Genomic DNA, 12,640 nt, shown 5'->3' on the forward strand with positions numbered 1-12,640 from the left:
TTTAAGAATTTATAACCATGAAATTTTTTATTGACACAGCAAATCTTGATCAAATCAAAGAGGCGCAAGACTTAGGCGTTTTAGATGGCGTAACCACCAACCCTAGCTTAATGGCTAAAGAAGGTATTACAGGTGAGCAAAATGTAATTAACCATTATAAAGCGATTTGCGATATCGTTGATGATAACGTAAGTGCTGAAGTAATTGCAACCACTTTCGATGAGATTATTAAAGAAGGTGAAGCTTTAGCGGCCTTAAACCCGAAAATCGTAGTAAAAGTTCCAATGATTAAAGATGGCGTTAAAGCCATTAAATATTTCTCTTCAAAAGGAATTAAAACAAACTGTACTTTAATTTTCTCTGCCGGACAGGCTTTATTGGCTGCCAAAGCAGGAGCTACTTACGTTTCTCCATTTTTAGGTCGTTTAGATGATATTTCTAGCGATGGTTTGTCTTTAATTGAAGATATCAGAACTATTTTTGATAACTACGGTTACGAAACTCAGATTTTAGCGGCATCCATCCGTGGACCATTGCACATTGTAAACTGTGCTAAATTAGGTGCTGATGTAATTACTGCACCATTAGCTGCAATTGTTGGTTTATTAAAACACCCGTTAACCGATAGCGGTTTAGCTACATTTTTAGCTGACCACGCTAAAGCAGCCGGGAAATAGAATAAAATAAGTCGAAAGTCTTTAGTCCTAAGTCTTGAGTCGGGTTTCCGGTTTAAGACTTAGGATTTTTTGTTTGTGGGCATCTTACGAAATCTCAAAGGGTTTGGACGTTGTAGGATTTTGTAAGTATGAGGTGGGAAAAGCGTATTAGAATTTCAGAAGCTTCTGACTTACGAAGTTATTCATCCGCTCCTTCCCTTTCTAAACTTCGTATTCATTGCGAAATTTCTTTTTTGGAGCGCAAAAACAGTGCTCGTAGGTACCTGTAGTCCTGCTTTCCATTATATTCCGGTGAATTTTCGATAAAGACAAATTAGTCGGATACCGGAATGCCATTTCAATCAGGTCTAGGTGGCAGTAATAAAAGTTCTTTTTCCAGTTCGGAATTCCGTAAAATGAATTATGCGTTAACGATGGAAACGGCATCCTTTTTGGCTATCATCCTGAGGGGTAATTAGTTGTATAAAAATCAATATGAATGGCTGAGAAGTTAAAGGAGATAGCTCCCTCAAACTATCGTCATTTCGAGCGGAGTGCAACGCAGTCGAGAAATCTGCCTAGATAGATCTCTCCGTTTCGCTGCGCTTCAGTCGATGTGACGACACTTTTTATCGAAGTCTGTCAATGATAGCGGTTAGAATTTTTAAATACAAGGGAGGGTTGATGATAGATTTGTAACTGTTGTATGTAAACGCTTATTATCAGTTAAATAAAGCTGTCGTTGATTGGGATGCGCAAGTTTAGTAAAGAAAGCGTAATCGAAATCCGCAGGCTAGGGCTGACTAAGTTTTATCCGCTCCTTCCCTTTCTAAACTTTGCAAGTCATCGCGTTATGCTGCGTTAACGATGGAAACGGCATCCTTTTTGGCTGTCATCCTGAGGGGTAATTAGTTGTATAAAAATCAATATGAATGGCTGAGAAGTTAAAGGAGATAGCTTCCTCAAACTATCGTCATTTCGAGCGGAGTGCAACGCAGTCGAGAAATCTGCCTAGATAGATCTCTCCGTTTCGCTGCGCTTCTGTCGAGATGACGACGCTTTTTATTGAAGTCTGTAAATGATAGCGGTTAGAATTTTTAAATACAAGGGAGGGTTGATGATAGATTTGTAACTGTTGTATGTAAACGCTTATTATCAGTTAAATAAAGCTGTTGTTGATTTGGATGCGCAAGTTTAGTAAAGAAAGCGTAATCGAAATCCGCAGGCTAGGGCTGACTAAGTTTTATCCGCTCCTTCCCTTTCTAAACTTTGCAAGTCATCGCGTTATGCTGCGTTAACGATGGAAACGGCATCCTTTTTGGCTGTCATCCTGAGTGGTAATTAGTTGTATAAAAATCAATATGAATGGCTGAGAAGTTAAAGGAGATAGCTCCCTCAAACTATCGTCATTTCGAGCGGAGTGCAGCGCAGTCGAGAAATCTGCCTGGATAGATCTCTCCGTTTCGTTGCGCTTCAGTCGAGATGACGACCGATTTTAAATCGTAGTCGAAGGACAGCCAAAAAGATATAGTGTACAGCGTGTTAAAACGCCCAAATGATAATGCCTTGGTTAATAGTCTTGATCCATAAATCAATGTAACTCTGGACTTAGAACTTTTTATGCACCCTAAAAGGAGCTCTAGACTAAAGACTCACGACTAAGGACTTCCTTTATTTTCTCGTAACTAATCTGCTCATCTGGTTCGATCAGGATGCCCTTTACCCCTGCCCCATTTGCCGCTTCCACATCTCTGGGCTTATCGCCGATCATAATAGATTGCGCCGGGTCAATATCGTACAGAGCAATGGCATCTAAAATCATTCCCGATGCTGGTTTTCTGCATTTGCATTCGCCGCCAACGGTTGGGTGGTGCGGACAGTAGTAAAAAGCTTTAATATCAGCTCCTTTAGCTACAAAAGCATTTTTCAATAGCTGGTGCATGGTACCCAATTCTTCTTCTGTATAGCGCTTTAAAGCAATGCCACCTTGGTTGGTAATCACGATCAGCAGATAACCTTCGTCGAATAGTTTTTTTAATACGGGGATCTGGTATTCTAATATTTCAAAATCTTCAACACGGCAGATGTAATCGTATATTTCGTGATTAAGTACACCATCGCGGTCGAGAAAAATAGCTTTGTTCATTATTGAGATATGAGTATTGTGATATAAGTATCAAGATTTGAGTATTGAATATCAAGATTCAACCTCGTTTATAATTTTGCCAAAATAACTGAAAATTAATCGCAAAAGAAAGCCCAATCTAATTAAAGATCGGGCTTAATCATAAAATTTATTTGGTTTTGGTTATTTCAAATTCAATCCTGCTTTGTGGCCTTTTATGGCAAAAAAGAGAATATATAAGTAACAAGGTAATACCGTTAAAAGATAGGCCATTTGAAAGTTAACATGTAATTTTTCATTTAAGAAAGCGTACAATAATGGCATTAAAGCCCCGCCTGCAATACCCATAATCATAATAGCCGAACCGATTTTGGTGAATTTACCCAGGTGACTAATCCCCAGCGGGAAAATTGCCGGCCACATGAGTGAATTGGCTAAACCCAATAAGGCAACAAAAATTACAGCAAACCAACTCGAAATGGCAAAAGATAAAATGGTAAATATGATCCCTAAAATAGCACAAATTCTAAGGGCTTTTTGTTGAGAGATGTATTTTGGAATGGTAATGATGCCAATGATATAACCAATTAACATACTAAAAAGGGTAATGGAGGTTAATTTCCCACTAATCTCTGCGCTAATGCCTAACTCGCGACCATAAATGCCAATAATATCACCCGCCATAACCTCTGCGCCTACATAAACAAAAATACAAAGTGCGCCCAGGAATAAGTGTGGAAACTGAAAGATGCTTGTATGTTTTACCACTTCTCCTTTGCTTTCGTCGATCACATCTTCTTCTACCTCAACTTCAGGAAGGTTAGTGAATTTAATAAAAATGGCAAAAAGGCAGAAAACGATTGCTAAAACAATGTACGGCATATTTACACGGCCTAAAACATCATTTAATAACTGCTCGTGAACAGCGCCGGTAGCCGCTTTGATCTGTTTCTCCACTTCTGAAGCGTTTTTCAAAAACAGACTGCCCATTATCAAAGGCACTATCATTCCGGCAAACTTATTACAGATACCTGCAATACTGATCCGTTTTGCAGCACTTTCAATTGGGCCAATAATGGTTAAGTAAGGATTTGATGCCGTTTGTAGCAAAGCCAATGCCGCCCCCTGAACAAAAATGCCGGTTAAAAACAATCCAAAGGTTCTGGTTTGGGCTGCCGGTATAAATATCAATGAACCCAGGCCTAAAATTACCAAACCTAAAACAATTCCATTTTTAAAACCAACTTTCTTCAGTATCCACGATGATGGCAGCGCTAAAAAGAAGTAAGCCATGTATGATGCAAAGGTTACAAAGAATGCCTGTAAATTTGATAAGCCGAAAGATAATTTAAAGAAAGGAATTAAGGTTCCGTTTGCCCAGGTTACAAAGCCAAAAATAAAGAATAGGGCACAGATAATAATAAGTGGTTTCGGCCCTTGCGTTTGACCTGGTTTTGTTGTTTGTTGCATAAAGTTTGGTTCAGTTTAATTTGTTCGGACCAAACTAAACAATAATATCTGATAAAATATGGGTCAAACGTTTGCGTGATTTTAATTTTAACTAAAAAGGGCTTTAATTGGTGCTCACGCACCTAAAACCGGTATGTTCTAAGCCGGTATCAACAGAAGTTTTCATCCTGGAGGTTACCCGGTAACCTTTACAATAAGAAGCGTTACACATAAAAGAACCGCCCCTTACCACCTTTTTAGGTACAGTTGGTTCCATGGGATCGTAGCTATCTGACGGGCCTTTAGGGTTATTGCTCAACCCTGAAAGCGTGCTATAATAATCTGGTCGGTACCAATCGCTGCACCACTCCCACACGTTGCCCGCCATATCGTAAAGCCCGTAACCATTCGGCTTAAATTTTTTCACTGCAGCTAAACCATTAAAACCATCCCAATTGGTATTTTTAACCGGAAAGCTCCCCTGCCAGGTATTGGCCTTTACTTTGCCTTTCTCTATATCTTCATTCCCCCATGGATATTTTTCATTTTTCAGTGCACCTCTTGCCGCATGCTCCCACTCTGCTTCTGTGGGTAAACGTTTACCCGACCATTTACAATAGGCCATGGCGTCATCCCAGGATACATGTACAACCGGGAAGTTTTCTTTTCCATTGATATCGCTGTTAGGGCCATGTGGATGTTTCCAATTGGCGCCTTTAACCCAGCGCCACCATTGCGAGGCATCATTTAAAGTGGTAACACTTTTAGGCTGATAGAAAACTAAAGACGCTGCAACAAAAACACTATCAGGTGGTTTTGGTGTACCTGCCGGAAGCTGTTTTTTCATTTCTTCCCAATCTGGTTTGCGCTCGGCCGTAGTCATATATCCGGTAGCATCAACAAACTTTTTAAAACTGGCATTGGTTACTTCGGTAGCATCCATCCAGAAAGAAGAAACTTTAACCTGATGTTGAGGGTATTCATCATCTCTACCTTCTTTATCAGAAGCGCCCATTGCAAATTCGCCTGCTGGAATTAAAATCATGCCTTCATGACTCACTTTACTATTGGAGGCGAAACTTGAAGAATCTTTTACCGCACCAAACCGGCTAGGCATATTTTTTTCGCATGAGGCTAAAGAATCTTGTCTGTGTTTAGCCTTTTCTTCTTCTTTAGCATGATTAGATTGACAAGAAAGTATGAAGAGCAGCGGCAAAAAAAACAAAGCAGAAAGAAATCTATACATGATGGAGATTAAATTGGGTGCGATAAAAATATCAATTAAGTTTAAAAAAGAGAAGCTAAATAATTAATTCGCCTATAAATCAATACACTAACACGTTTCGCAATTTTTTATTTGCAGGAAACACTCCATAACCCTATATTTGCACCACTTTAAAGGAAACGGATAACGTTTTTAAACAAAGTAGATTCCGTAGCTCAGCTGGTAGAGCATTACACTTTTAATGTAGTGGTCCTGGGTTCGAATCCCAGCGGGATCACAAGAAACCTCACAGAAATGTGAGGTTTTTTTGTTTTATTCCGGCTGGGATTCGAATAGAAGCGCCGGCCTGGGTTCGATTTGTAAAAGGCTCAGGGCCGATATCGCCTACGTCCGTTCAAACTATCGACAGATACGATTAATAGGTTGTATCATAAATTTGTCATCCTGAGCCTCCCGAAGAATCGGGACAAGTAGTCGAAGGACCTATTTAAATATTCTTTAAGGTGTTTCGACAAGCTCAACATGACAGCATCTCGGGCTGAATTGCCTTTATGATAACACAGATATGGGTAACATTCTTATTAATTTTACCCATATCCTGGATGCTCCACTAATTATTTTGTAATTTACTTTCAGTATAAATCTAACCTAAATTAAATGTTAAACCGTAGAAATTTCCTCAACTACGCTGCAACTGCAGTAGGAACCACTGCCCTGCTTTCTGCTTTAGACAATCCTGCCTATGCCCTTTTCAGTAAGACTATTGGCGCAAACGACCAAATCAATATTGGTGTAATAGGAATCAAAGGCATGGGATGGTCCGACCTCAAAGCGGCCCTCAAAGTACCGGGCGTAAACCTCACCGCCCTGTGCGACAGTGATGCCAACGTGCTTGATGAAAGGATGGCCGAATTAAAGTCGATGAATGTTGACGCCGCAAAAGTAAAAAGATATAAAGATTATGGTGCGCTGCTCGATAATAAAGATGTCGACGCCGTAATTATCGGCACACCCGATCACTGGCATGCCCTGATGATGATTCATGCAGTACAGGCAGGTAAAGATGTATATGTTGAAAAGCCGGTTGGCAACTCTATTGTCGAATGCAGTACCATGGTCAAAGCGCAGGAAAAATACAATAAGGTTGTGCAGGCAGGTCAATGGCAGCGCAGTCAGCAACATTTTAAAGATGCTGTCGATTTCGTAAAGAGCGGCCAGTTAGGAAATATCAGAACGGTAAAAGTATGGTGTTACCAGGGCTGGATGAAACCTGCTCCCATAGTGCCGGATACCTTACCTCCTGCAGGCGTTGATTATGCCATGTGGCTTGGGCCGGCGAATAAAAGAGCATTCAATGCCAGCAGATATCACTTCAATTTCCGCTGGTTCTGGGATTATGCCGGTGGCTTAATGACCGACTGGGGCGTGCATTTATTGGATTATGGCTTGCTGGGCATGAATTCACCAGTACCAAAAACCATATCCGCATTAGGTGGCCGCTTCGCCTATCCCGATCTGTATGAAGAAACGCCTGATACGCTCACTACCTTATATGAGTTTGACAAGTTCAATATGGTATGGGATTCTGCCATGGGCATCGATAACGGCTCTTATAACCGCAACCATGGGATTGCCTATATCGGTAACAATGGCACGCTGATCCTCAACAGGCAAGGCTGGGAAGTTATTGAAGAAAAGGTAAGCGGCAATAAAGTGAGCAAGCCCTTTGTTAAATCTTCAGATAATGGACTGGACAATCATATGGTCAATTTCTTTAGTGTTGTGAGATCCAGAAAAAAAGAAGAACTGAACTGCTCCATACAGGATGCTGCGCATGTAGCTACCGTTGCCCAAATGGGAAATCTTGCCTTCAGAAGCGGACAAAAATTATCATGGGACCATGCTAAACATCAGTTTACAGACCAGCAGATCAACGACAAATACCTGTTGGCCCAGTATCACAACGGTTACAGCTTACCTAAAGTTTAACGCTACAGTTTAAACAGATCAGGAGGTATACATTTCCCTCTATGATCAGCCAGTGGCTATCAAAATATATAAAACCCTGCAATCGCACGATTGGCAGGGTTTTTTTGCTTTTAGGGAATTGCCTATTCGTTAATTTTTCTTTTCAACTGACATACTTATCCAGTAAATTCCCATCTGTCCCCTGTTATCCATTGTTCCTTTTGGCAACTGATTTTTAGGACAGCTTAAAATGGAAGTATCTACCCCTTTTACAAATGCAGTTAAGGCTTCAAGTTTATTTTCTGAAAATGGAAGTATAGTGTAATCCCAACTGGAATAAAAAGACAACATCCACTTAAATTCAGTATCGATTTTTCCATGGATTAAATATTGATTTAAGATGGAATACGATTCAGATACGGTTGCATAGTCAAGGTTTTCAATTCCTGTATAACAACTTGGCTCTACCAGAGCATACCAATTTAAAAATATCAGCCGCTTTAAGATTTCAAGCTTTATTGTTTCGTCATTAATGCGAAAATAGAGTTCGAGATAAGATTTATGAATATTTCGATATCGGTCGAATATTCCTTCTGCGGAAAGTTTTTCGGTTACAAAGTCCATCGTTCCATTTTGAGACCCGGCATAATCCCAAATTTCTGCTTCTCTATCAGATAAAATATCGATTTCGGTTTTCATAATTTACTCCAGCCCGTGCTTTTTAGATAAACAGGGCTCTGCATAATCGAGAATCCCAGCATTTTGCAGCTCTATTAGCTTATTTTGTACAGCTGAATAGTTCAGACTACTTGGGACATCAATGACAAAATATCCTTCACTGTACTTTTCGCTAGAACAGCCAAGTGAGTCGAACATTTCTCTAATTTCATTTGTATCAGTGCCAGAATCCAATATTACAACCTGAACAGTAGAATTACCAGACGCTTCTACCGTGTGTCTGTAGGTTAGCTGTTCTTGATCTTCATCAAATTCTGCATAGATAATGTCGTTGGCCGCGACGTTCGGAGCATAAAAAGGAATACTGTCTAATTTGTAAAGGCCTTTTTCTTTATCAATGACTACAGCCCACATTGTCTCGATGGTTTCTTCATCAAGGACATCACTGTGAAATTGGAAAAGTATTTTTTCGTATTCTTCTTCTGCCATTTTAAAAGAGGTTAAATTATTTATCACTTGACTTGGACATCCAAGCATCTTAGCTGATACTGCCATTCATTAACAATATCTGGATGGTTCTCTAGTTCTTCGTTTGTTAAATTTGCATCGGCTTCACTCAGCTTGAAATCTATTGTATCAGTCATATAAGTACTGATATTAAAAATATGACTCTTATCTTTATCTGATAGATACTCAAGCAACTCGTAAACCGCACAAGAAGCGTTCAGGGCATAGCTGCTATCAAAATCTCCAAAGTCATCCATATCTGGGATATTTGGATCTAGTTTATCGAGGTAAGATTTAATATCTGAATAATTTACCATATTTCCTTTACCGACACGGCAAAACTCTATGGACTCTTTAAGTAAATTAGGATCGCCCCAGTTATGATTTTTCGAAAACGATGTATATTCTGGTTGTAGTCGCTCACAAATATCTAAACCAAAATCTATAAGAACATCCAGGCTGGCTGAGTCAACCTTGCTTTTAAATAACGTCATAAATTCTGAATTGGTCATCATCTGTTCTTTGCTTTTATCAATGGTGATTAAGGTGTCTATAATTCATAATAGCTAATTATTCTGCAGCCATACGATTGCTTTATTGGTTAGAGTACTTGGCTTTCACTTTGGAGTGTCCAGCTTTGTTTAGTTCGATCTCTAATTTCACTACATTTGAGACTTCTATTATACTATCCATGCTGTTTTTAGTGCTGTCGCGCCAGTGAATAAAGTCGATGTTTTCCATTTCGTTGGTTAGCTTCAAGGATTTGCTGTTCCCTATTTCGCTGAAGTCATCAGCTACAGGGATAACCTCTACGGTTTTATCTTTTTTGAATATCAGGAAAGCAGACATCATTCCGTCAAAGCCACTGAATTTGGAAAGGATATACTCCTTGGGCAGGTCTTTGGTATTGTCGAATTTTCCATAATAAAAATAATCTTCTGGATAGTTGTTTACCCTGGTGATCACTACTCCTTTATATTCGTATTGAATGATTTTCCCGCTGTTTGAGCAGCCAGATAGGAATACGGTCAAGCATAGAAATATATAGAGCGGAATTTTATAATTGGGCATATAAGTATATACAGGCTGTAATAAGTAGTTTTTCCAGCATTTTGAGATTGCCATCACAAAACCTTTTCCCCACCCGCCGATATCATTGCAGATATGCACAATTATCTTGTTACCAGCAGCTGCAGGATTGGTGGCGTCAATGGTTAGATAGTTAATATCCATTTATTATTAAAGAATTTGCTCATTTCGTGTGCTTGGCCTTATTCAACCCAATCTTGCTAATTATCTTCTTTTCTGTTTCAACCTGTATCACATTGATGATTAAATTAGGATCGATATTTAAAATATAAGCCAAGCGCAAGATTTCAGAAACTGTAAATTTCTCTGGATCGGCCAGTTTTACAGAATATCTTTCTGAATTGATACCTAAAAGTTTGATGATCTTAGTTGGGTATAATTCGGAAATATCATACATCTTTTTAATCTTGTTGGTTTCAAACATTGCGCCTATTGACGAAAGGTCTTTTTCGGGACTATTATTGTTGTTCTTCCAATTAGCCATATTAGTGGGTTTATAACTAAAGTCGTCAATAGATTACTATTCATGTATAAAAAAGAACTATTAGTAAATTTAAAAGTACTAATAGTTTGTTTTTGTCTAGACTTTTCATTACGTTTGGGTATGAAATAATAAAGAATTATTTTTAGCGATTACTTCACAAAATATTGAAGCATTCGCACTTCGAGTCTCGTCTTAGAAACCTGAGAAATTTCAAACGGATACGAGAGGTAAGTGTAGTGCTCACGTCATAGGCGTGGGCCTGCTTTTCCGTATCCAAGGCTTCTCAGGGCCACTAAGACGGGAAGTGGGTTCCACGCCTTATTTTGTGCCTTCCACTTCTACGACTCATTTGAAAGAAACTTAAATGAGATCAATATGGAACCAAAATTATTACCAGAGGCCGATCATGCTTACCATTTTAGGGAGTTTACCCAACGGCTCGCACAGAAGTTCGTACCACTTCAGATCTTCAGCTTTTCGCAGAACAGCTACACTTATCATTCCCAGGGCTGCTTTAATGACAATCAAAGTCATTTTAAATGCGACTATTGCCTATTGGTAGTTACCGAAACGGCAACCCGAATAGATTATGAAATGCAGGATTTCGCCAACAGCTATTATCAGCATGGAACGATTACGGTGATCTCCCATGGCAGGCAATCGGTTATGGAGGCGGTACAGCAAAACAGCCGCTTTTTTATCGGCGTGCTTACCTATGGAAAACTGCTCTATAGTAAGGATGGACTATTGGATGGTGACCTGATACCTTCTTATATCCCAGGTAAGGGTGCAATCAAGGCACTCAAACATTATGAACATCACATACCGCTGGCTGATGGATTTCTGATGTGCGCATCCGAATGTCTGGAGAAGGAGCAGTTTGGGATATGTGCCTTTATGCTCCATCAGGCCGTAGAACAGACTTGTATCTGTCTGGTGAGGGTTCATATCGCCTACCGTTCCGAATTTCATAACCTTTACCGCCTGCTCCGCTTGTGCACTTGCTTTTCTGAACGCCCTTATCAACTTTTCCTTTCTACTTCCGAAGATGAGCGGTTATTTGATATAATGGCAAAGAGCTATTCTGGTTCACGCTATAAAGATGATTTTACAGTTTCCCGGCAAGATGCGGAGCGTCTTTATCAACGGGTCGCATCTTTTCTTTTGTCGGCAAAGGGGATGTGCAACGAAAAAATAGAACTGCTTGCCAAATCGGCATCAGACTATGCAGCCTTAAAAAATGCTGATCATGTACAGATCGAAAAAATATTACAAACCAATATTTGAAACTATGAAACCATCATGAGCATACGCTCTCAAACAGAAACGAATATTGCTCATGATAGCTTCATTACCGATAAAAAACAAATTATAGACCAATGAAAAAGCAAACAAAAAGAACATCTGATAACAGGATCGTTTATCTTAACAACGATGAAATAACCGATCCGATAAAAGTGGTACACGTTTTTTTCAGTTACTCCTGGTTGCCCAATCATTTGAAGATGCTGAAACGCTGGCGAAACGATGCAGCGCTTGAATCCGTAGAAGAAAAAAAATGTAGCCCAGACTACCTTGTCTACAATTACGAACTGACCATAAAGCTGATAGAGGCCGCCTGGCTCTTAAAGCGCCACAAGCTTGGCAGACTTGACTTCGATGACAAACAGGAAATTTATATCGCAAAATGGTACATCAAAACGGAAAGGAAGAAGCTACGGCACTATCCTGAAAATCTGAGCATCCGGGAGATCGTAAAGCCTTCATCTGTACTAAAGAAAATGTTCAGGCTCTATAAACTGGACGGGTACAAAAAAATCCTGCACACCTGGCTTCACAATGCGCTGAGCAGCTCCTTCATGGAAGAAAGCCTTTCCAAATCTGAAGTAATCACAGTTTACGAACAATTGGTCAAACTGTTCGAGGCTACATGGCTGATCAGTGAGCGTTTAAAAGATGGTAATTAGAACTTTATTTTCAGTGCCAACTGAACGAAGGGCCAAACGAAACCAGGCTACCGCCAAACCTTTTCCGTAGACATCTTCAACTTGTTGTGGGCTTTTCTGTTTGGCCATCCATTCCTCGAAAGTTTCACGAGGATTTAGAATTTCATCGACTTCTCTTTTTTATTCTTATATCCGTAGAGACGCTGCGCTTAACTCTACGGACAGAGGGGATTTTAGGAAGAATATTAAAAAAAAATGTAAGGTATAATACTACATAAGTATGTTGATCAACATGATCACGATCACTCCATGTTATTGCATCTAACATAAAAAGAGGTCCTAAAAATGTGGAGTGAGTACTTGCTAAAAGCGCGAAAAAAAATCGCTAAGAAAAAATGCTCTTTGGATGATTAATAAAAATCTTTCATTTGCAATCTGCTTCGGAGGATAAGGTTTTAACAGTATCCATTAACCATCGGTTAATGTTTAGCTGGCATTCTTTTTTATTCAATT

General features: G+C 39.5%; 12 protein-coding genes and 1 tRNA gene. 5 read left to right on the forward strand and 8 right to left on the reverse strand.

The window, feature by feature from the left end; genetic code table 11:
• The first annotated feature begins 17 nt into the window (after positions 1–17).
• A complete protein-coding gene (gene fsa / locus QF042_RS13805) occupies positions 18–677 on the forward strand; it encodes a fructose-6-phosphate aldolase (protein ID WP_307529298.1) in 660 nt (219 codons plus the stop codon).
• Positions 678–2,295: 1,618 nt separating this feature from the next.
• Here fsa and QF042_RS13810 read toward each other — a convergent pair.
• From QF042_RS13810 to QF042_RS13820, 3 genes are all read right to left on the reverse strand, one after another.
• The gene (locus QF042_RS13810; protein WP_307529300.1) at positions 2,296–2,802 is read right to left on the reverse strand and encodes an HAD family hydrolase; all 507 of its coding nucleotides are present in this window, start codon (positions 2,800–2,802) and stop codon (positions 2,296–2,298) included.
• Between the two features lie 162 nt (positions 2,803–2,964).
• A complete protein-coding gene (locus tag QF042_RS13815) occupies positions 2,965–4,251 on the reverse strand; it encodes a sugar MFS transporter (protein ID WP_307529302.1) in 1,287 nt (428 codons plus the stop codon).
• A 103-nt stretch (positions 4,252–4,354) separates the two neighbouring features.
• Positions 4,355–5,476: a formylglycine-generating enzyme family protein gene (locus QF042_RS13820; protein WP_307529304.1), complete on the reverse strand. Its 1,122-nt coding sequence runs from the start codon at positions 5,474–5,476 to the stop codon at positions 4,355–4,357.
• A gap of 183 nt (positions 5,477–5,659) precedes the next feature.
• On the opposite strand from QF042_RS13820, the gene QF042_RS13825 reads away from it, so the two are divergent.
• Positions 5,660–5,732: transfer RNA gene (locus QF042_RS13825), tRNA-Lys, on the forward strand.
• A 380-nt stretch (positions 5,733–6,112) separates the two neighbouring features.
• A complete protein-coding gene (locus QF042_RS13830) occupies positions 6,113–7,444 on the forward strand; it encodes a Gfo/Idh/MocA family protein (protein WP_307529306.1) in 1,332 nt (443 codons plus the stop codon).
• Between the two features lie 129 nt (positions 7,445–7,573).
• On the opposite strand, the gene QF042_RS13835 is transcribed toward QF042_RS13830, so the two are convergent.
• The 5 genes from QF042_RS13835 to QF042_RS13855 all read right to left on the reverse strand — a co-directional run bounded on the left by QF042_RS13835 (position 7,574) and on the right by QF042_RS13855 (position 10,181).
• Positions 7,574–8,122, reverse strand: coding sequence for a hypothetical protein (locus QF042_RS13835; protein WP_307529308.1), 549 nt, complete (start codon positions 8,120–8,122; stop codon positions 7,574–7,576).
• A 3-nt stretch (positions 8,123–8,125) separates the two neighbouring features.
• Positions 8,126–8,590, reverse strand: a complete 465-nt coding sequence (locus QF042_RS13840; protein WP_307529310.1) for a DUF4265 domain-containing protein — start codon at positions 8,588–8,590, stop codon at positions 8,126–8,128.
• 23 nt (positions 8,591–8,613) lie between these two features.
• Positions 8,614–9,123 carry a DUF416 family protein gene (locus QF042_RS13845; RefSeq protein ID WP_307529311.1) on the reverse strand — a complete coding sequence of 170 codons (510 nt, stop codon included), beginning with the start codon at positions 9,121–9,123 and terminating at the stop codon, positions 8,614–8,616.
• A gap of 79 nt (positions 9,124–9,202) precedes the next feature.
• Complete coding sequence (locus QF042_RS13850) at positions 9,203–9,841, reverse strand: hypothetical protein (protein WP_307529313.1); 639 nt, start codon at positions 9,839–9,841, stop codon at positions 9,203–9,205.
• A 19-nt stretch (positions 9,842–9,860) separates the two neighbouring features.
• Complete coding sequence (locus tag QF042_RS13855) at positions 9,861–10,181, reverse strand: hypothetical protein (protein ID WP_307529316.1); 321 nt, start codon at positions 10,179–10,181, stop codon at positions 9,861–9,863.
• A 375-nt stretch (positions 10,182–10,556) separates the two neighbouring features.
• Here QF042_RS13855 and QF042_RS13860 point away from each other — a divergent pair, with 375 nt between their 5' ends.
• On the forward strand, positions 10,557–11,468 hold the full coding sequence (locus QF042_RS13860; protein ID WP_307529318.1) for a HEPN domain-containing protein: 912 nt from the start codon (positions 10,557–10,559) through the stop codon (positions 11,466–11,468).
• Positions 11,469–11,560: 92 nt separating this feature from the next.
• The gene (locus QF042_RS13865) at positions 11,561–12,148 is read left to right on the forward strand and encodes a hypothetical protein (protein WP_307529320.1); all 588 of its coding nucleotides are present in this window, start codon (positions 11,561–11,563) and stop codon (positions 12,146–12,148) included.
• Positions 12,149–12,640 lie beyond the last annotated feature (492 nt).

The sequence above is a fragment of the Pedobacter sp. W3I1 genome, assembly GCF_030816015.1.
Classification (GTDB): domain Bacteria; phylum Bacteroidota; class Bacteroidia; order Sphingobacteriales; family Sphingobacteriaceae; genus Pedobacter.